The organism is Prosthecobacter sp. GW821-HT29F12, from assembly GCF_058803405.1.
Map to the genome: position 1 here is coordinate 6,272,940 of NZ_CM179517.1, position 19,800 is coordinate 6,292,739.

Below are 19,800 nucleotides of genomic sequence, written 5' to 3' on the forward strand. Positions count from 1 at the left end.
GAGCAGCGCCTGATTGACAAATTCGCGGCACCAGCGACGCATCCGTCATGTCTGCCAAACCTGATCCCGCCACGCTGCCTTGTAGTCCACTCGATGAAACCGCCGGCCTGAAATACTTCCCGCGCATGCTGGGCAAGATCCGCCTGCATGCCACAGGCAAGCTGTGGGAGGATTTGCATGCGAATCTGGGCAAAGGCAGTGACGGCAGCTGCGTCGGATTCCTGCATGTGAACTATGAAGATCTCAAGGCCCGCGTGCTGGAGGGGGGAACGGACGAGGAGATTTTGCACTGGTGTCAGGTGCACGGCCGCCCGCTGAATGACACCGACAAGCTCGTCTGGAACTACTACATTCTGAAACTCGGCATCAATGATCACATCACTGACATATTGGCAAAACGAAAAGCCGATGGCGGCCTCGGTGATCGTGACGACATCCAGACCATCACGAAATATATTGATGTGGATGAGGGAAGGCTGCCTTGAATGAGTGAAGAGGCATCACCACCGGTTTCATTCTGGCAGAGCGTGCGGCAGTCGTTGCGCGGTGCGGAGCAGCATGACTACACCGCGCTGCCTCTGAACCGCGCGGTCATCCTGCTCGCGGTGCCGATGGTGCTGGAGATGGTCATGGAGTCACTCTTCGCGGTGGCGGATGTGTTTTGGGTTTCCCATCTCGGAAAGGAGGCCGTGGCCGTCGTGGGACTCACGGAGTCGGTCATGACGCTCATTTATGCGGTGGCGATTGGCATATCGATTGCTGCCACGGCGATTATATCGCGTCGCATTGGTGAAAAGGAGCCGGAACTCGCAGCACAGGCGGCGGGACAGATCGTGCTTTTAGGTGTGCTGATAGCGACGGGACTGGGCATCGTGCTCGGGTATTTCGCCCCGGATATTCTGCGGCTGATGGGTGCGGATGAAGAGATCGTGACGCTGGGTTCCGGTTTTGCCCGCATGATGCTGGGTGGCAATGCCACGGTATTTTTGATCTTCCTCATCAACGCCATCTTTCGGGGTGCGGGTGATGCCGTGATCGCCATGCGGACTTTGTGGCTGGCGAATGCGCTGAACATCGTGCTGGGGCCATGCTTCATTTTCGGCTGGTGGATTTTTCCCGAACTGGGAGTTACGGGTGCAGCGGTGGCGACGAACATTGGTCGCGGCGTTGGCGTGCTGTATCAGCTCTGGCATCTCGCGGGGCATCACAGCCGCGTGAAAGTGCGCTGGCAGCATTTCAAACCGGAGCGGGAGGTGATTTCTGCGGTGCTGAGCAAGTCCGGAAGTGGCATCATCCAGCTTCTCATCAGCACCACGAGCTGGGTGGGGCTGTTCAAGATTCTCGCGCTCTTCGGCAGTGCGGCGCTGGCGGGTTATACGATTGCGATTCGCATTGTGGTCTTTGCGCTGATGCCCGCATGGGGTTTGGCAAATGCCGGGGCTACGTTGGTGGGGCAAAACCTCGGCGCAAAGAAGCCGGAGCGCGCGGAGGCGGCGGTCAAAATCGCCATGAAATTCGACGTCATCGTGTTGAGCATCGTGGGCATCTGCTTCGTACTGCTCGCGCATCCGTTGATCCGTCTTTTCACTGCGGATCCCGAAGTGGTGGCGTTCGGCACTCAGGCGCTATGGATCGTGAGCCTCGCCTTCCCGCTCTATGCGGCAGGCATGTGCTTTGAATCCGCCTTCAATGGTTCTGGTGATACCTGGACACCAGCCCGGCTGAATTTCATCTGCCTGTGGCTGGGGCAGATTCCCATTGCATGGGGGCTGGCAAAATCATGCGGATTTGGGCCTGTGGGCGCGTTCATCTCGGTCCCCATCTCCTACTCACTGCTTGCCATTTTTAGCGGGTTGCTTTTCAAACGGGGCCGGTGGAAAACACAGAAAGTTTGAATCCAGCCCTCCTTTTCGTTTCATGAAAAATCTCTTCTTCGGCCTGATCTCAATGGTTTGCGTGACCGCATCTGCCGCCGAGATCCAAAGCGCCGGCGCAGGCATTGAAATTTCCGCCGGCAGCCTCGGCAGTTTCACGTTGACCTATCCTGAGTTTGATCCGGTGCACAAACAGATCGAGGTGAAAGCGACCGGGACAAACGCGACGGTGCGCTATGAGGGCGGGGCTGAGTGTGCAGTTTCCATCAGCAAGGATGAGATCGACCTCTCATTTAAAGGTGTGCCAGCAGATGTGAAGTCATGGAAAATGTCCGTCCTTATTGACATCGGTTTCGCGAAAGGCGGCGAGTGGAAGATTGCAGACAAGGAAGGCAAGTTTCCGGCGGAAAAGTCTTCGCCACCCCATTTGGCTAGCCTGAACAGCACGAGCTTCCTGCTGAAGAATGCGCAGGGTCAGAGCCTGAGCTTCACCACGCCGGATTATTCGTTTCAGCAGCTCACGGACAATCGCGAGTGGAACTGGGCGATCTACAACTGGTTCTTCATGGTATCGTACAATAAGGACCAGCCAACGGCGAAAATTCGCATCACTTCAGATCTCGCTGCCGTCGCGAAGTTGATTGATCCCTTTGGTCAGAGCCTCAAAGATTCGTTCCCGAACAAGCTCAAAAGCCTGGAAGACCTGAAGGCTGATGTGGAGGCGGACAAGAGCTACTACTCAGGCATCGAAACGCCGAAGCTGGACCGTTTCGGCGGACAGCCCGGCAGTGGCGAGGCGCTGGGCCTGAAGAAGACCGGCTTCTTTCATGTGGAACAGAAGCAGGGCAAGGCATGGCTAGTTGATCCCGATGGGAACGCCTTCTTCCACCTCGGCATCTGCGGTTTCGCCCCGAGCGACGACTACACCTACGTCACAGGTCGTGAAGGCATCTACGAGTGGCTGCCAAAGGCAGAGGGCGAGTTTGCCAGTGCCTTCCGGCCCGGGGATGGGCATGCACATTTTTCTTTCTATCTAGCGAACGTGATCCGCAAGTTCGGCGCTCCCTATGACTATGAAACGCATGCTGCACGGATGATCGAGCGGGTGCGCAAGTGGGGCTTCAACTCCATCGGCGCGTTCAGTCCCACACCCGAGAAGGCGCATGTGAAGGCCGATTTCCCGTATGTGACCAGCCTGCCGATCAATGCCTGGGAGGGCGTGCCGCGCATCCCCGGCGTGCATGAGGTGTGGGATCCGTATGATGCTGCGACCGCACAAAAGATCACCGAAAACCTCGCGCGTGAGCTGCCTGCGCGCGCGAATGATCCGCTGCTCATCGGCTATTTCATCGTGAATGAGCCGCGTTACGATGAAATCTCACGCGTCGTTCCTTCCCTCACTGGTAAAGAAGCCTGCAAGCGGCGCCTGGTGGCGGTGCTGAAGGACAAGTACCATTCCATCAATGTCTTCAACAACGCATGGCAGCTCAAAGCGGCTTCCTTTGATGAATTGATCGATGTCGGGCTAGCGGTGACCACGGACGCGGCCAAAACCGACATGAAAGATTATGTGGGCGCGTTCATGGAAACCTACTTTGCGCAGATCGAAAAAGTGTTCCGCCAGCACGACCGAAATCACATGCTTCTGGGCAGTCGTCTGCAACCGGTGACGATGAATGACGAACGTCTCTGCCGCATCATGGGCAGGCATCTGGATGTGGTTTCCTACAACTATTATAGTTTCGGTGTGGATACGGAGGCGTTGAAGCGCTTCCACGAATGGACCGGCAACAAGCCAATGATGCTCAGCGAGTTCTTCTGGGCTTCTCCTAAGGACAGCGGGCTGGTGGGTGGGCGTGAGGTCAGCAGCCAGCAGGAGCGGGGACTGGCCTATCGCAACTACGTCGAGCAGAGCGCCTCCCTGGGTTTTGTCATTGGCATTGAGTGGTTCACCCTCATTGATCAGGCGACGACGGGCCGCTGGTTCAGCAAGTACAATGGGGAGAGCTACAACACCGGCCTCGTCAGCGTGGCTGACCGTCCTTGGAAGGACATGCTGGCTGAGATGATGAAGACAAACCACACCATCTATGATCTTCTGCTGGGCAAGCGCCCGCCGTTCGCCTGGGATGATCCCCGTTTCCGCGTCGAGGCAAAATAAGGCGGCTAGATCAAGGATGGTCATCCAGGTGCCAAGGATGCTCATCTGGTGCGAGTTGTGACTTGTGCTGGTGAAATGCAAGTCTCTTGGCTAAGATGTGGTTTATGCCATCCAAATCCAAAATCCTTCAGCTCGTGGCCAGCGGTGACCTGCGCCTTTCTGCCAATCAAACGTGCTGGCCAGCCCAGGCAGCCATGGAGGAGGCGCTGGGTGCCGCATTGAAGGCAGAGGGCTGGGAGGTCAAGCGTGCGCATGCTCTGGACACGTCGAAGAAGCACGGGTTCATCGATTCACAGCGGATGGGCATCGAGGTTTTTCGCGGCATCGATCCCGAGGCACCGCTGATCGTGGCGGAGGCAGTATGGCAGTACTCGCACCATGTGCTGGCGGGTTTGACCACACATCGCGGCCCGATTCTGACGGTGGCAAACTGGAGCGGCCAGTGGCCAGGACTGGTGGGCATGCTGAATTTGAATGGCTCGCTCACAAAAGCCGGCGTGAAATACTCCACGCTGTGGAGCGAAGACTTCACCGACACGTTTTTCAAAACCAAGCTCAAGCAGTGGCTCAAGACCGGCAGCATCACCCACGATCTCAGCCATGTGCAAAAGCTGGAGAAGGTGAAGGTGCCTGCAAAGCCTGCGGCGCTGGGCAAGGAGCTGGCTGCCACGCTGCGCGCAGACAAGGCCATCATGGGCATCTTTGATGAAGGCTGCATGGGCATGTTCAATGCCATCATTCCCGACCACGCACTGCATGCCTGTGGCGTGTTCAAGGAGCGCCTCAGCCAGTCCGCGCTCTATCATGAAGCCATGCAGGTGAGCGATTCGGACGCACTGGCCATCCACACCTGGGTGGTGAAGCACGGCATGACCTTCCAGCTCGGCGACAACCACGCCACTCAGCTCACGCGCGATCAGGTGAGGCTGCAATGCAAAATGTACGCTGCTGCCCTGCGCATCGCGGATGACTTCGGCTGCGACGCCATCGGCATCCAGTATCAGCAGGGGTTGAAGGATCTGCTGCCGGCGAGTGATCTCGTGGAAGGCATGCTCAACAATTCGGACCGTCCCCCGGTGAAATCGCGTGACCGCAAACGCACCCTGCTGGAAGGCCAGCCGCTGCTGCACTTCAATGAAGTGGACGAATGTGCCGGACTCGACGGCATGCTCACGCAGCGGGTGCATCGTGCCCTGCAGCAGCCGGTTGAGACGACACTGCATGACGTGCGCTGGGGAGAAAAGTACGAGAAGGACTACGTCTGGGTCTTCCTCATCAGTGGCGCGGCACCTCCTGCGCATTTTGCCGAAGGCTGGAAGAGCGCCGAGGGCTTCCGCCAGCCCGCGATGTACTTCCCCAGCGGCGGTTCCACTCTGCGTGGTATCTCCAAGCCGGGCGAGATTGTCTGGTCACGCATTTACGTGCAGGATGAAGCGCTGCACATGGACATCGGCCGCGGGTGTGTCGCCGATCTTCCGCGTGAAGAAACCGAGCGCCGCTGGCAGCTCACCACACCGCAGTGGCCGATCATGAGCGCGGTGACCTATGGCGTGAGCCGCGACCAGCTCATGGCCAAGCACCAGGCCAATCATGTCCAGGTTGCCTATGCCAATGACGCGAAGGCAGCGGACGACTGCATGTTTGCCAAGGCGGCGATGGCCCGTGCTCTGGGCATGCAGGTGAATGTGTGCGGCACTCTGTCGCGTTGATTGTTTTTCCCAACCATGAAGCTCCTCCAACCCCTCCTGCTTGCCTGTGTCTGCAGCCAGGCCTTTGCCGCTGACGGCCTCACGCCTCTCAAGTACAACAACCCCGGTCTCGTGGTCGATCTCGGTGTGGGTTTGTGGGCGTGGCCGCTGCCCATGGACTTCGATGGCGATGGCGATCTCGACCTCGTGGTGAACTGCCCCGACAAGCCCTACAACGGCACTTACTTCTTCGAGAACGCCAGCGGCGACACCGCCAAAAACAAGATGCCGGTGTTCAAGCCCGCCAAACGCATCAGTGCAGGAAAACAGAATGTGCAGGTCAGCTATGTGGACGGCAAGCCGCATGTGTTTTCGCCAGGCAAAGTATATCCTGACTTTCTCAAAACCGGTCTGGAGCATGAGCAGAAGCTGCCGGTGGATGCGAAAGTGCACCCCAACAAAGTACGCGGCGACATGTGGCGCGTGGTGGATTTCGATGGGGACGGCAACAACGACCTCATTGTCGGCGTCGATGACTGGACCGAGTACGGCTGGGACAACGCCTACAACGAAAACGGCCGCTGGATGAACGGCCCGCTGCGCGGATACGTGTATGTGCTGCGCAACACCGGCACGAATGACAAACCCGCCTACGACAAGCCGAAGAAAATCATGGCCACTGATCGCCCGGTGGAAACCTTCGGCTGGCCTTCACCCAACATGGCGGACTTCGATGGCGATGGTGATCTCGACCTGCTCTGCGGCGAGTTTCTCGACGGCTTCACCTATTTTCAAAACACCGGAACGCGCACGCAGCCGAAATATGCGCTTGGCGTCCGCCTGAAGGCAGACACGGGCCGCTATCTCACGATGGATCTGGAGATGATCACTCCCACCGCGATTGACTGGGATAAGGACGGCGATGTCGATCTCATCTGTGGCGACGAAGATGGCCGAGTGGCCCTCATCGAAAACACCGGCAAGCTCGATAACAAAGCGCCCGTTTTTGCCGAGCCCCGCTACTTCCTGCAGGAGGCGGATCAAGTGAAGTTTGGCGCGCTCGCGACGCCTGTCGGCTTCGACTGGGATGGCGATGGCGATACGGACATCATCTGCGGCAACACGGCAGGCTACGTCGGCTTCATTGAAAATCTCAGCGGCAAAGGCGTGGAGCAGCCAAAGTGGGCCGCACCCGTGCGCCTCGAAGCTGCGGGCAAGGTCATCCGTCCAATGGCCGGTGGCAATGGCAGCATCCAGGGGCCCTGCGAGGCCAAATGGGGCTACACCACGCAGACAGTGGCAGATTGGGATGGCGATGGACTGCCGGATCTCCTGCTGAACTCCATCCTCGGCAAAGTCGTGTGGTATAAAAACATCGGCACACGCCAAAAGCCGCAGCTTGCCGCAGCGCAGCCGGTGGAAGTCGAATGGAATGGGCCACAGCCTACGCTCGCCTATGGCTGGCTGCGTCCGGAAGGCAAGGCGCTGCTCACCCAGTGGCGCACCACACCTGTCGCTGTCGATTGGAACAAGGACGGCCTCACCGATCTCATCATGCTCGATCAGGAAGGCTACCTCGCGTTTTTTGAGCGGGCGAAGCAGAAGGGCAAACTCATCCTCAAGCACCCGCAGCGTGTTCTCTGCGCGGCTCCGGAAGTGCAAGCACCTGCGGCATCGGACAAGGCGGTCAAAGTGAAAACACCTGTGGCCATGAAGCCCGGCGAACCGCTGCGTCTGAATGCTGGCATCGCGGGAAAAAGCGGCAGGCGCAAGATCTGCATCATGGACTGGGACAAGGACGGCAAACTCGACATCCTGCTCAACTCCGCGAACGCCAACTTCATCCGCCAGACCTCCAGCAGCGATGGCAAATGGTTCTTCGCTGACATGGGCCTTCTCATCGATGCCAACATCGAGGGCCACGACGTGAGCCCCACCACGGTGGACTTCAACGCTGACGGCCTGCCGGATTTCGTCGGCGGCGCGGAGGACGGGCATCTCTATTACCTGCAGAATCCGCAGGCAAAATAGCTCGTTGCGCCCACAGACCGCGCTTTCCACGTGCTCGGTGCTGAGTAGTGAGAGACATGACTTGGATTGCAATCCTCTCCCTCAGCGCCGCAGGCTGCACTGCCGGTGCGATCAACGCCATTGCGGGTGGAGGCACGCTGCTGACGTTTCCGGTGCTGCTCATGTGCGGCACTCCACCCGTGCTGGCAAATGCGACGAGCACCGTGGGGCTGGTCATCGGCACGGCAGGCAGCATCTTGGGCTTTCGCGGACGTTTGAAGGCAATCCGCACGCTGCTGTGGAGCTTTGTTCCCATTTGTCTCATCGGTGCGGCCATCGGAAGCTGGTTGCTGACACAGACCAGCGACGATCAGTTCTCGAAGCTCATTCCCTTCCTCGTGCTGTTTGCCACTGTACTGTTTTTTCTTCAGGGCTTTCTGCGCAAGTCGGCCACGGAGGGGAAGGCGAAAGCTCTGTGGTTTTCCATCGCGCTGCAGCTGCCCGTGGCGATCTACGGTGCGTTTTTCGGCGCGGGCATCGGCATCCTGATGCTCGCGTCGTTCGGTTTCATGGGGATGACGAACATCCACGAGATGAACGCGCTGAAGAACATTCTCGGATCGCTGATCAACGTCATTGCGGCCGTGTGGTTCATCGCAGTCGGCATGGTCAATTGGCCGCAGGCGCTGGCCCTCACAGCGGGTGCGTTGATCGGCTACTACCTCGGCGCACACTTCTCCCAGCGCATCTCCCCGCAGAGAGTGAGGCATCTCATTACCGCCATAGGTTTAATTATTTCCGTGCTCATGTTCTGGAAGCAGTTTGGGTGACAAGCGCGAGTTTGATGTTGAATGCGTATAGTAGAATATATGAAAACCAGCATCCTGATGACTTGTGTTCTGTGTCTCATGACGCCCGGCTGCTCCCTCGTTACCGTGCCGGTTAAGACGGCCGGGAAAATTGTAACCACAACCGTTTCCACGACCGGCAAGGTCGTCACTGCACCTTTCGATGCAGTGGGCAGGGACAAAGCTGCCAAAAAAGAAAAAGCTGCCGAAGTAGAGCAGGAGGCCGAGTCGGCGCGATAGGGCGGACAAGGCGAGTAAAGTCAAAATAAGAACTCTCAAAACGGTTTGGCACCAATCAATTCAAGCCAGCTCACAGCTCCTTGATGCCGCCAGGTGAGGTTTACCACAAACTGCGTTGATTTGCCCCAGGGGAGCAGTGTTTCAAGGCGTTTGCTCAAGGCTTCATGCCGAGGAACGAAGGCATGCCCTTGTCCACTATCTGTCTCCACCTTGAAGCATTCGTATTCCGCATATCGCGGCGCCTCACTTCCAACGTAATGCATGCGGGAGAGCATGGCGATCAGGGTGAAATTTCCGGCCTGTGGCGTGATCAGAATATTTGATAAGTCATCTCCACGAGCATCACCAAGGAGCCAGTGGTTGATGGCTTCGCGAAATGGGTCCGGCATGCGTAGCTTAAAATCTTCCGGGATGACTGGCTTCATGAACATTTCCTCCACGGTCTTGCCGGTCTGCGGCAGGTGGTGCCTGCGGAAGATGGTGGGAGACGCCAGCCATAACTCCTCCTTCTCCCGGTCCCAGAAAATGATGAAACGCTCGTTTTGAATCGACAAGGGGGCAAAGGTGGTGACACCCGCGGCCCCATCATTCAGCCTGTCTTTGAGGGTGTAGCTGCGCATGCTTGAAAGGCCGTCCTTTCCCCGCATGGGCTTGGAATCGACACTGACAGTGTAACGCGAGTTCAGCTGAAGTGAGCGTCCGGCGGTGGTGAGGAATCGAGGATCCTCCTCCACAAACTGTGGAATGCGGGTCACAGGTTTCAGCCTCTCCATCTCGATTTGTTTCTCCAGCATGGTGATTTGCTCGCTCAAGGCCTTCATCTGCGGATGGTTTCGTCCGAGTGTTTGTCGGAGTTCGGACATCTGCTTTTGACAAAGGAGCAGCTCCTCCTGCAGTCTGTTTGCCCAGGCCGACATAAGGTCCTTGGATTTCGCAGGCGGCTGAACAGAAGCCATACTTTTCCCGGGAGAATGGGCGCCGAAATACCACACAACACCGGGAATGATGAGCAGCAGGAGCAGCATCAGCAGAATGATGAGCATCACTGCACAGCCGATGCGCTGGTGTTTAAACAAAACCCGGACCAGCCAGATGAGGCCGCCCACCACCAATGCCAGCACCAGGATTTGCAGACCAAACATACGGGCGCTGACTCCGAATGGTTCCTGAGGAGTGACGCTGGAGGAAACGGTGCTCGCCTTGGCCGGCAGTTCAAGCGTCACCGGCTGGCCCAGCAGACGACAAATGACAACAGCACTATTGGTGTTTGTTTTTGCAGAGATGAGGCTGGTCGTGAGAAGTTCGTTCTGGAGTTGTGTGTAATTGCAGTTGAGTTCCTTGGTATTTTCAGAGTCACCAATCTGTGTGTGAATTCGAACAAGGTCGTCTTTGAGGTGGGTGATTTCGATCCGTGCCTTCACCTCATAATCTTGAGAGGCCTGGTTCCACCGCATGCGGCTGGGCTGAGTGACATTGGCATATTCGATGCGCACTTCGCTCGCTTCCTGGGCGCTCACTATCCATTGAACGTAAAAGGAGGATGCAGTCCCGCTGTGCTCACCCATGATGAACACCCGGCTTGAAGCGCTGGCAGGCAAGTTGCGCGATTCCTTGTGACGCAGGATAAACAGCATCACCAGAATTCCTGCAATCAACAAGCCTAGCACCATGCCGAGCGCGCCCCGCCTTTTTTGAGGCCGCGGCGAAGCTGTATGCGCTTTTTCCACCTCCATTTTTCCGGGCATGGGTGTCACTGCTCCCGCGAGCTGCGTGCGGAACTCTGCCGCCGTGGCAAAGCGCAGTTCCGGTTTTGTTTCCAAAGCCCGCAGCACGATCTCATCCAGTCGCACGTCAATCTGCACACGCTTCGAAGGTGGTTCGAAATTGTCTTTCGGCAGCTCGCCCGTCAGCAGTTCGTAGAGAATCACGCCGAGTGAATAGATGTCTGCACGATGATCCACATGGCTCGTGTCACTGCGCTGCTCCGGTGCTGCATATGCCGGTGTGCCGAACGGCTGCGACAATGACTCGCCGCCATTCTCCGGTGTTGTTCCGATCATCTTGGCTATCCCAAAGTCCGCGATTTTCACGCGTCCTGTTTTGTCGAGCAGCAGGTTTTCCGGTTTGATGTCGCGATGCACGATGCCGTGCTCATGTGCATACTGCAGCGCCTCGCATACTGGTGGAACGATGGCCAGCGCCTGCTCCGGCGAGAACCGGCCCGCCTGCATGGCCTGACGCAGGTTGACGCCATCGATGTACTCCATCAGCAGGAAGAAATAGCCGCCGGCCTGACCGAAGTCGTGAATCGTGACAATGTGCGGATGATTCAGCGCGGCCAGTGCCTGCGCCTCCTTTTCGAAGCGTGCGGCGAACTTCGCGTCATTCGAGCGCTCAGGTGCCAGGAGCTTGAGAGCGACAAGACGGTTCAGTGTTTTCTGCCGGGCCTTGTAAACCACACCCATGCCACCACGACCAAGGCACTTGATGATTTCCAGCTGTGGAAAATGCGGAGCCAGTTCCTCCGGAGTCAGCGGTGCCTGCGGTGAAAGGGGAAGGGCATCCGGCGGCAGCGTTTCCGTCGCGAAATTCAATGCGGCAAGGCAACGCGGACACAGGCCCTGCGGGGCGTCGGCCGGCAGGGCGCCGCCGCATTTGGGGCATGGGGTGGATTCGTTACTCATCGCTTCCATGAGTAGTTCAGGGAGTTTGCAGCCGTGTTACAAGCGAATTCCCATCAAACGCAGCTCAGCACCGCGACCACGTGCTGCAACTCCATGTCCACATCCTCTCCTTCCGCCAGAGTGGAGGCGACGCTGGCACGGAACAGCTCACGGAAACGCTTGCGCAGCCGATGCACCGCCACGCGTGCCGCACCCTCGCTGCTGCCCATTTTGGCAGCCAGTTCCGGGTAGGAGATGCTGCCGCGATCAAGTGTGAGGCAATGTTTCAGCGCCTGAAAATCTCCTGCCTTCGATGATGCGGCAAATTCAGCCTCCAGACTGGTCAAGGTCTGCTCCAGGAGCGTCATCGCCCAGCGCCGTTCAAACATCGCATCCGGTGCCAGATCAGGCTCGCTCGCGAATCGACGCTCTGCATCTTCCGCATCCAGCGGTACATGCGTGATGTGTCCTCCGCGTTTCTGCGAGGAGCTTTTGTGCCATTCGTTGATGAGAAAGCGCTTCATCGCCACGAGGAGAAAAGTGCGAAAGCGTCCGTGCTCCGGCCCGGCGGCACGCAGCCAGTCCTTTTCCACCAATCGCGCAAAAAACTCCTGCGTCAGATCCTGCGCGTCATGCGGGGTGTGGCCATCGCGTCGCACATAGGCATACAGCGGATACCAATAAGACCGGCACAGCGTCTCCATGGCTTGCTTGGAATGCTGGTGCTTCGCCGCCAGCACGACGGACCAACGAGTGGTCGCAAACAGTGGGGAAGGAGAAGGGCTGGCTGGCATGTTGGCGGTGTTTCTTCAGGAAACGCGACCGCATGTTACATGCAAATCACACGAGCTGCCATGGGCTGCGCATCGGGCGTGTCAGCATGGCGGAAGCTTCTTCATCTCCGAGGATCTGCTCTTTCGCCGGATCCCAGCGGAGTTTGGAGCGGTTCAGCCGCAGGGAGATGTTGGCCAGATGCGCGATGGTAATGCTGCGGTGCGCATACTCAATCGGTGCGGCGGGTTTCACTCCATCACGAATGGCATCGATGAAGTTGCGGAAGTGATCCTTGCTCTCGTAGAGGCGGACATCGCTTTCGGCCAGCGGCTTGCGCAGCGAGTCGGGCTTGATCTCCAGTTTGCCCCGGGTGCAGAGAACACTGCCGTTTTCGCCTTCAAAGGAAATGCCTGAGCCGAAGTCCTGCTTGTCAGCCACGCGCACCGTGGTGCCGTCTTCGTAGCGATAGGCGAAGGAGAACGTCGGTGGTGTGGTATAGAGACTGCCTGCAGCGGGCCAGGTGGCCTTCAGGTCGAAAAACTCCACCGGGCCGCTCTCGTCCTGCCCCAGCGCCCATTGCACGATGTCGAGGTGATGCGCGCCGAAGTCGGTGATGTTGCCGCCGGAGTAGTCATACATCCAGCGCCAGTTCGAGTGCAGTCGTGCCGGACAAAAGGGGGCGTCAGGTGCTGGGCCGAGCCAGAAATCGTAATTCAATCCTTCCGGCACAAGCGCAGGCGCAGTGAGTGCCGCGCTGCCGTTGTTATCACGGTTGTCACTCGCCAGCCCGACACGGATTTGTGTCAGTTTGCCGATCCTGCCGTTGCGCACGTATTCACAGGCCATGCGGAAGTGGATGTCACTGCGCTGCTGGCTGCCGGTCTGCCAGACGACTTTGCTGTCGCGCACCACATCGCTCATGAAGCGGCCCTGCGCCACGGTCAGGCCCAGCGGCTTTTCGCAGTAGATGTTTTTTCCCGCCCGCGCCGCTGCCACGGCCATCAGCGCATGCCAGTGGTCCGGCGTGGCGATTTGCACGGCATCCACATCCTTGCGCGCGAGCACTTCCCGGAAATCCTCGTGCGTGCCGCAGCCCTGCGTGCCGTAAGTTTTGTCCACCAGACGCCGCGCCGGTTCGCGGCCCAGTGTTCCCGCCTTTTTGATGATGCCCTTGTTGTAGCGGTCGGATTCGCGCTCCACATCACACACCGCGATGACCTGGACACGCTCATCCTGCAGGAAATTTTTCACCACATCCGACCCGCGGCCACCGCAGCCGATCAGCGCGAGCGTCGTTCGGTTGGACGGTGCCACCGTGCCATTTTTCCCCAAGGCGGATGCCGGGATCAGCGTGGGAAAGCCCAGAGCCAAGGTTGCGGCGGAGCATTCCTGAAGGAATTGGCGGCGGGAGGAATGGGTTGAGGCTTTCATGGCTTTGAATATCAACGCATTGGCTAAAGCGATTCTTCAAGCAAGAGCCAAGGATTTAGCTCATGCGTAATCGGTTGAACAGTCTTAGTAATTAGACTGTTGAATAATAAAACAGTTGCATGACACGTTGGTGAATTTGGTTGACTATGAGCGGATAAAAATACTAGCATCCATCCGTTAATCCTGACGCGCCTCTGCCATGAAAACACACATCCTAGCCAGTCTGTGCCTCCTTGCCGTAGTTCCGGTGCTTTCTGCCCACGAATTTACCGACCTCCAAGGTCGCAAGCTCGACGCGGAGATTCTGGCAGCCTCCGGGGGGCAGGTCATGCTCAAACGAACGGCCGATGGCCGCACCTTCAATGTGGCCGCCAACAGTTTTACTCCAGCGGACCAGAAATTCATCTCGGACTGGGCGGATGCCAATACGAAGTACAGCTTTGACGTGACCTACACCAAGAAAAAGCTCAATCAGACCCGCACCAAGCGGGGGGCTGTGACTCATGAAGAGGAGACATGGATTTATAAAATCAACATCAGAAACCGCCTGCCCACTGCAATTGGTGACCTGCGTGTCGATTATTGGTGCTTCCGCCGGGAAGACTCAGGCAAAGGCAAAGGTGCGGCCCGCCTCGAAACTTCCGGCAGCAGCAAAGTGGAGACTGTCGCTGGCTCCGGTACGGCAACGGTGGACACCACGGAAATTATCCTGCACAAAGAAGAACTCGCGGGCGGCTATTACTGGGCCAATGGCGACAGCGCCATCCAGTCAGACGGCATGGGTGGTCTTGCCATCCGCATCTTTGATAAAAATGGCCGTGAGGTTCACAAGTGGGCGACCAAGGATGACCTGTTTGCTGCCGCTGTGGGCAAGCCACAGTCAAACGGTTCAAGGTCCCAGTCCAACGCAAGTCCGAAATAGTTCACGGCCCATCCTTGAATTTACGCGTTTCGCACGCTGATATGCAGCGCCGGGTGTTTTCACCCGGCGCTTTGTTTTGGACCCCGTCAAGCGCGCCACCAAACCTCGCGCCGTGAAGAAGGCTGCGAACCGCCAACCACCACCCCCTTCCGGGCGTGCGCGGGGGGATGCGCTCGGTCTGGTGGATCTGACTCTTGCCGCTGCCGAGTTTCAGCGAAAACTCACGCAGCCAGACCTGGTATTGGATCACGTCACACCGCAGGCCTTTGGGTTTGCGGCGGCGCTCATGGTTCGGCACGCGGAGAAGACCATGCCCGGGCGTCGCGTGTGGATCTTGTGCGCGGACGTGAAGACACAGGATCACGTGCATGCCGAACTCGGCGTCTGGCAGTGCCCCGCACTGTATTTCCCGCGCCTTGGCCAGGTGGTGAACGATGCCTTGATTGACCCCGAACTTCTGGCGGAGCGCGCGGGTGTGCTGGGCCGCATGATGGAGGGAGACGCGCCGGTCATGGTCCTGTGCGCGGAAAGTTTGGACGAGCCCGCTCCTGCGCTGGCCGAAATCTCCAGCCAGCGCCGCACGCTCAGCGTCGGCGCGAAGCTGGATGTGGAGGACCTGCTGCGTGATCTGAGCGAGGCAGGCTACGAGCGTGTGCCCGTCGTCACCGAGCGCGGTCAGTTCGCCCGTCGCGGCGGCATCGTGGACTTCTTCTCCTGGCAGGCGGAAGAGCCGTTGCGACTGGAGTTTTTCGATGACGAGATCGAATCGATTCGCGCTTTCGACCTGCACAATCAGTCATCCATCAAGCGGCTTGAGAGCGTGGGCGTCATTCTGCAGATGAATGACAATGCGGAGGAAGCCTCTCGGGTGCGGGAGCATCTGCATAAGGAAGATTTCATCGTCACCATTGATTGCGAGGGCGAGGCACACGCACGCATCCTCAGTGGTGCCGCTCCTGTTGAGGGCATGGAGGATTATTCAGCGGCGATTCATGAGAACCCGCTGGGAGTGTTCGATGCGTCTGACTTTGTTCTGCATGAAGCACGCCGTGAGCACTTCGCCCGTCAGATTCGCGAATGGCATGGCGATGGCTGGCGCACGGTCATTTTCTTCCATAACGAGGCCGAGCGTGAGCGCTTCGCGGAACTTCAAAACGGCCTTCCTGCCTCGCTTGAAACAAAGCTGGGTTTGTTGTATCGCGGCTTCACTGTGCCGGCGGCCAAACTGGCGGTGCTGACCGGTGCGGAAATTTTTGGCCGTCATCAAAACATCCGCCGTGTGCGCGGCTCGAAACTCGATGAAGCCGAAGTGCTGCGCAAGGCGCGCGATGTGATGCGCGATCTGCGTGAAGGCGACATCGTCGTGCATGCCGAGCATGGAGTGGCACGTTTTGGCGGCGTTGAGGTGCGTGATTCTGGCAAACGCGAGGAGGTGCTCGTGCTGCATTACGCCGAGGGTGCCAAGCTCTTTGTGCCTGTGGCTCACACGCATCTGGTCACGCGTTACGTCGGGGTAGGTGGCAAAGCACCCGCCTTGAGCAAGCTCAGCGAAGCACGCTGGCAGAAGACGCGCAAAAGCGCCGAAAAAAGCGTCGAGGACTTCGCCGTGCGCATGCTCAGCGTGGCCGCAGAACGGCAGACGCTGAAGGCCTATTCGCACCAGCCCGACACGAAGTGGCAGGTCGAGTTCGAGGAATCATTTTTATACCGCGAAACTCCAGACCAGCTCCGCAGTGTGGAGGAGATCAAACGCGACATGGAAGCTGAAAAACCCATGGACCGCCTGCTGTGTGCCGACGTCGGCTTCGGCAAAACAGAGGTCGCTATTCGTGCTGCTTTCAAAGCGGTCATGGGTGGCCGCCAGGTGGCGATCCTTGTGCCCACCACGGTGCTGGCACGCCAGCATTGGGAGAATATTCGCCAGCGCATGAGCGAGTTTCCCGTGTCCGTCGAAATGCTCTGCCGCCTCACGCCGCCGAACCGCGAACGGGAAATCCTGCGGGGCATCACTGAGGGCACGGTGGACATCGTCGTCGGTACGCACCGCGTCATTTCCAAAGACGTCCGCTTCAAAAACCTCGGCCTCGCCGTGATCGATGAGGAGCAGCGCTTCGGTGTGAAGCACAAAGAGAAATTCAAGGACCTCTTCCGCCTCGTCGATGTGCTCACGCTTAGCGCCACGCCGATTCCACGCACGCTTTACCTCGCGCTCATGGGCATGCGTGACATGAGCACCATCGAGACACCGCCGCCGAACAAGCAGGCCGTGCAGACGATGATCTGCCCCTACGACGAGCGCACGATCAAGCAGGCCGTCGAGGCGGAGATCGAGCGTGGCGGGCAGGTCTTCTTTCTACACAACCGCGTGATGACCATCGAAAAAGTCGCGCAGCGCATTCGCGATCTCTGCCCGAAGGCCCGCGTGATCATCGGCCATGGCCAGATGGACAGCGAGCTGCTGGAGGACGTGATGCACACCTTTGTCGATGGCGGGGCGGATGTGCTTGTCTGCACCACCATCATCGAAAGCGGCGTCGATATTCCCAATGCGAACACCATCATCATCGATCGCGCGGACCGCTTCGGGCTGGCGGATCTGTATCAGCTGCGCGGGCGTGTCGGCCGCAGTGGTGTGCAGGCCTATGCTTATCTGCTGCTGCCGCAGGATGCGGTGACCGCAGGCGATGCGCGCAAGCGCGTGAACGCCATCAAGCAGTACGCCGGTCTCGGCAGCGGCTTCAAAATCGCCCTGCGCGATCTGGAGATCCGCGGCGCGGGCAATCTGCTCGGCACCGAGCAGAGCGGGCACATCGCCGCCGTCGGTTTTGATCTTTACTGCCAGATGCTCAAACAAAGCGTCGCTCGCATGCAGGGCCGCCGCGTGGCGCGCCCGGTGGAGGTCGGGTTGCGTTCAGACTTCCTTGTCATGAACGAGGCCATGATGGTGCAGGCGGAAAAACACGCCACACCGGCCTTCCTGCCTTCCACCTTCATCGAAGACCTCAAGCTGCGCATCACCGCCTACCGCCAGGTTGGCGAGATCATGACCCGCAAGGAGCTTGAGGAACTGGAAGCCCAGTGGCGTGACCAGTTTGGCGAAAAACTTCCTCACGCCGTGCAGAACCTGCTCACCTGCGCCGCCATCCGCCTCGCTGCGGCACACGCCGGCATCAGCGATGTTGAAATCAAAGACCGCAAGCTCATGCTCACGCGCAATGGCAAGTTCGTCATGATCCACGGCAAGTTCCCCCGCCTCAGCTCGCGCGAAGGGCACAAACAGCTCGCCGAAACGTTGGAGATGCTGCGGACGCTGTGATCAGACGTGGTTCGACAGCTCCGTGTCGAAAAGCTTTTGTCCAGTGGTATCCCCAAGCTCATAAAACTGCTTGAGCCGTCCCGGAAAAAACGGCGAGGGGCGTGAATGATTCGTGGTAATGATGGTGAGTTTTTTGCCGTGCAGGCGTGCCAGTTCTATCCGATCGTTCAGGATCTGGCGGTTCATGGAGGCATGAGTCGCGGCGATGGTGGCCATTAGCCGGGCCAGGGGCATCACCGGTGGCTTTCCTTGTGGCTGGTCGATGCGGTGAATGATGATGTGATCAATGTCGTCATCTGTGAACCAGGGATCGATCGGCGACTCATGAGCGACACCACCGTCGGTGCACATGCGGTTTTCAAACTCAAGCGGCGTGAAGAGCATCGGCACGCAGGAGCTGGCCGCCATCGCCGTGGCCAGCGGCCCGCTGCGGACGAAAAGGGTTTCTTGTTTTGACAGATCGCTCAAGGCGATCAGCAATCGGGGGTTCGACAAAGTTTCGATGGTCCGCGTGCCGACGATCGATTCGAAATGAGTGATGGCCCCCCGTGGGTCGAAAAGGCCGGGATGACGACAGAAAAAGCTGCCAATGAGCTGGTGCCAGAGCCACTTGGTGCGCATGGCAAAAGACAGATGGAGGCGCGGACTGAGCACCGCCTGTCGGATGACTCCCTGCTCCAGCCCTGCGGCGTAGAGACCGGCGGTGATGGCACCGGCTGAAGAGCCGGAAACGGCTACCGGACGCACCCCCAGCGCATGCAGCCGCGCCAGGAAGCCTGCATGCGTGGCGTAGCCCATGAACGAGGCTCCGAGGGCGATGGCGATGCGCGGTGGTGAACTCATGCGCACTGCGCCTCCGGCGCGATGATGGCGGAATGCTTGGCGCGCAGGAAGATCACACCTCCGACGATGCCCCAGAACAGATTGAAGATCCAGCCTGCCAGAGAGGCAGAGACGCCCACAGCCTCCGGCACATTCGCCAGACCTGCCAGCAGGGCCTCGAAAGTGCGCTCACGCACACCGAGCCCGGAGATGGAAACCGGCAGTGAGGCCGCTGCATCCACGATCGGCATGGCCGTTAGCACGTCCAGCACAGGTGCCGCGCCGCCCACCGCGCGCAGGCCGCAGTAAAAGCTCATGAAAAAAGCCGCATGCATGCCGGTGGAAACGATCGCCGCCGAAAGGGTGCGCTGCCAGAGCCGGGCGGCCACTTCATGAATCCGCGAGAGGCGTGCAATGAGGCCGGCCAGCCTGGGATTGCCCATGGTGCGCGGAAACGCGCGCCGTCCCCAGGCCAGCAGGCTGGGTTTGAAGGAAAACCAGCTGATCACCAGGCACACCAGCGCTCCGCCGACATACATGGCATAACCCGTGATCAGCATGCGCAGGTCATGGCCGATTTCATTCCAGTGAGAGGCCCGCGTCAGCATGCAGACCGCGAACAAGACGGCCACGGAGATAAGACCCGTGAGATGATCCAGCACGAGCGACACACTGACCGGCATCGTCTGTCCGGGCAGACGCCGGGAAAGTGACATGATCTTGTAGGTGTCTCCCCCCACCACGCCGACGGAACTGATGTTGAAGAAAGCGCTGACGATTTCCGTGGACAGTACGATATGGAACGGCAGATCCGGCACCTGGCCGCGCAAAATGATGTGCCAGCGCAGGGCTGCCAGAAACAGCGAGAGAAACGCAAAGGAGATCCCGGTCAGCGCCCAAGGCCAGTTCGTCACCAGGGCGCGCAGGCGCGGAAAAATGTCAGCGATGAGATCATGCTCCCGAAACAGCAGCGCAAGCAGCACTCCGCTGATGAGCAGACGCAGGGAGATGGAGATGAGGCGTTTCAAAACGCAGGGCTAGGGCAGGGAAG

General features: G+C 58.8%; 14 protein-coding genes. 9 read left to right on the top strand and 5 right to left on the bottom strand.

Annotation, left to right across the window (positions count from 1 at the left end; genetic code table 11):
* Positions 1 to 47 precede the first annotated feature (47 nt).
* The 7 genes from AC3RLQ_RS25960 to AC3RLQ_RS25990 all read left to right on the top strand — a co-directional run bounded on the left by AC3RLQ_RS25960 (position 48) and on the right by AC3RLQ_RS25990 (position 8,821).
* Entirely contained in the window at positions 48 to 485 is a 438-nt protein-coding gene (locus AC3RLQ_RS25960) for a DUF5069 domain-containing protein (RefSeq protein ID WP_493031583.1), read from the top strand.
* On the top strand, positions 486 to 1,895 hold the full coding sequence (locus AC3RLQ_RS25965) for an MATE family efflux transporter (protein WP_493031584.1): 1,410 nt from the start codon (positions 486 to 488) through the stop codon (positions 1,893 to 1,895).
* 22 nt (positions 1,896 to 1,917) lie between these two features.
* Positions 1,918 to 4,035: an agarase gene (locus AC3RLQ_RS25970; protein WP_493031585.1), complete on the top strand. Its 2,118-nt coding sequence runs from the start codon at positions 1,918 to 1,920 to the stop codon at positions 4,033 to 4,035.
* Positions 4,036 to 4,139: 104 nt separating this feature from the next.
* A complete protein-coding gene (locus AC3RLQ_RS25975) occupies positions 4,140 to 5,744 on the top strand; it encodes a fucose isomerase (RefSeq protein WP_493031586.1) in 1,605 nt (534 codons plus the stop codon).
* A gap of 15 nt (positions 5,745 to 5,759) precedes the next feature.
* Complete coding sequence (locus AC3RLQ_RS25980) at positions 5,760 to 7,754, top strand: FG-GAP repeat domain-containing protein (protein WP_493031587.1); 1,995 nt, start codon at positions 5,760 to 5,762, stop codon at positions 7,752 to 7,754.
* A 56-nt stretch (positions 7,755 to 7,810) separates the two neighbouring features.
* Positions 7,811 to 8,563 (top strand): sulfite exporter TauE/SafE family protein, encoded by a 753-nt coding sequence (locus AC3RLQ_RS25985; protein WP_493031588.1) that lies wholly within the window; start codon positions 7,811 to 7,813, stop codon positions 8,561 to 8,563.
* 39 nt (positions 8,564 to 8,602) lie between these two features.
* Positions 8,603 to 8,821 carry a hypothetical protein gene (locus AC3RLQ_RS25990; RefSeq protein WP_493031589.1) on the top strand — a complete coding sequence of 73 codons (219 nt, stop codon included), beginning with the start codon at positions 8,603 to 8,605 and terminating at the stop codon, positions 8,819 to 8,821.
* Positions 8,822 to 8,856: 35 nt separating this feature from the next.
* Here the strand turns inward: AC3RLQ_RS25990 and AC3RLQ_RS25995 are convergent, their stop codons facing one another.
* From AC3RLQ_RS25995 to AC3RLQ_RS26005, 3 genes are read right to left on the bottom strand one after another with little or no spacing between them, the layout of a single operon-like run.
* Entirely contained in the window at positions 8,857 to 11,505 is a 2,649-nt protein-coding gene (locus AC3RLQ_RS25995; protein WP_493031590.1) for a serine/threonine-protein kinase, read from the bottom strand.
* 53 nt (positions 11,506 to 11,558) lie between these two features.
* Complete coding sequence (locus AC3RLQ_RS26000; protein ID WP_493031591.1) at positions 11,559 to 12,278, bottom strand: RNA polymerase sigma factor; 720 nt, start codon at positions 12,276 to 12,278, stop codon at positions 11,559 to 11,561.
* 46 nt (positions 12,279 to 12,324) lie between these two features.
* Positions 12,325 to 13,689, bottom strand: a complete 1,365-nt coding sequence (locus AC3RLQ_RS26005) for a Gfo/Idh/MocA family protein (protein WP_493031592.1) — start codon at positions 13,687 to 13,689, stop codon at positions 12,325 to 12,327.
* A gap of 199 nt (positions 13,690 to 13,888) precedes the next feature.
* Here AC3RLQ_RS26005 and AC3RLQ_RS26010 point away from each other — a divergent pair, with 199 nt between their 5' ends.
* Both AC3RLQ_RS26010 and mfd read left to right on the top strand, forming a co-directional pair.
* On the top strand, positions 13,889 to 14,611 hold the full coding sequence (locus AC3RLQ_RS26010) for a hypothetical protein (protein WP_493031593.1): 723 nt from the start codon (positions 13,889 to 13,891) through the stop codon (positions 14,609 to 14,611).
* Between the two features lie 112 nt (positions 14,612 to 14,723).
* Positions 14,724 to 17,927 (top strand): transcription-repair coupling factor, encoded by a 3,204-nt coding sequence (gene mfd, locus AC3RLQ_RS26015; RefSeq protein ID WP_493031594.1) that lies wholly within the window; start codon positions 14,724 to 14,726, stop codon positions 17,925 to 17,927.
* On the opposite strand, the gene AC3RLQ_RS26020 is transcribed toward mfd, so the two are convergent.
* Together AC3RLQ_RS26020 and AC3RLQ_RS26025 are read right to left on the bottom strand one after the other, a co-directional pair.
* Positions 17,928 to 18,770, bottom strand: coding sequence for a patatin-like phospholipase family protein (locus tag AC3RLQ_RS26020; RefSeq protein ID WP_493031595.1), 843 nt, complete (start codon positions 18,768 to 18,770; stop codon positions 17,928 to 17,930).
* Positions 18,767 to 19,777, bottom strand: a complete 1,011-nt coding sequence (locus tag AC3RLQ_RS26025; protein WP_493031596.1) for a lysylphosphatidylglycerol synthase transmembrane domain-containing protein — start codon at positions 19,775 to 19,777, stop codon at positions 18,767 to 18,769. The genes AC3RLQ_RS26020 and AC3RLQ_RS26025 overlap by 4 nt, the downstream gene beginning before the upstream one ends.
* Between the last annotated feature and the right edge of the window lie 23 nt (positions 19,778 to 19,800).

What these genes read in the sequence shown, in the direction of transcription:
- AC3RLQ_RS25960 (WP_493031583.1), top strand. Translation starts at nt 48, where the DNA reads ATGTCTGCCAAACCTGATCCCGCCACGCTGCCTTGTAGTCCACTCGAT.
- AC3RLQ_RS25965 (WP_493031584.1), top strand. Translation starts at nt 486, where the DNA reads ATGAGTGAAGAGGCATCACCACCGGTTTCATTCTGGCAGAGCGTGCGG.
- AC3RLQ_RS25970 (WP_493031585.1), top strand. Translation starts at nt 1,918, where the DNA reads ATGAAAAATCTCTTCTTCGGCCTGATCTCAATGGTTTGCGTGACCGCA.
- AC3RLQ_RS25975 (WP_493031586.1), top strand. Translation starts at nt 4,140, where the DNA reads ATGCCATCCAAATCCAAAATCCTTCAGCTCGTGGCCAGCGGTGACCTG.
- AC3RLQ_RS25980 (WP_493031587.1), top strand. Translation starts at nt 5,760, where the DNA reads ATGAAGCTCCTCCAACCCCTCCTGCTTGCCTGTGTCTGCAGCCAGGCC.
- AC3RLQ_RS25985 (WP_493031588.1), top strand. Translation starts at nt 7,811, where the DNA reads ATGACTTGGATTGCAATCCTCTCCCTCAGCGCCGCAGGCTGCACTGCC.
- AC3RLQ_RS25990 (WP_493031589.1), top strand. Translation starts at nt 8,603, where the DNA reads ATGAAAACCAGCATCCTGATGACTTGTGTTCTGTGTCTCATGACGCCC.
- AC3RLQ_RS25995 (WP_493031590.1), bottom strand. Translation starts at nt 11,505, where the DNA reads ATGAGTAACGAATCCACCCCATGCCCCAAATGCGGCGGCGCCCTGCCG.
- AC3RLQ_RS26000 (WP_493031591.1), bottom strand. Translation starts at nt 12,278, where the DNA reads ATGCCAGCCAGCCCTTCTCCTTCCCCACTGTTTGCGACCACTCGTTGG.
- AC3RLQ_RS26005 (WP_493031592.1), bottom strand. Translation starts at nt 13,689, where the DNA reads ATGAAAGCCTCAACCCATTCCTCCCGCCGCCAATTCCTTCAGGAATGC.
- AC3RLQ_RS26010 (WP_493031593.1), top strand. Translation starts at nt 13,889, where the DNA reads ATGAAAACACACATCCTAGCCAGTCTGTGCCTCCTTGCCGTAGTTCCG.
- AC3RLQ_RS26020 (WP_493031595.1), bottom strand. Translation starts at nt 18,770, where the DNA reads ATGAGTTCACCACCGCGCATCGCCATCGCCCTCGGAGCCTCGTTCATG.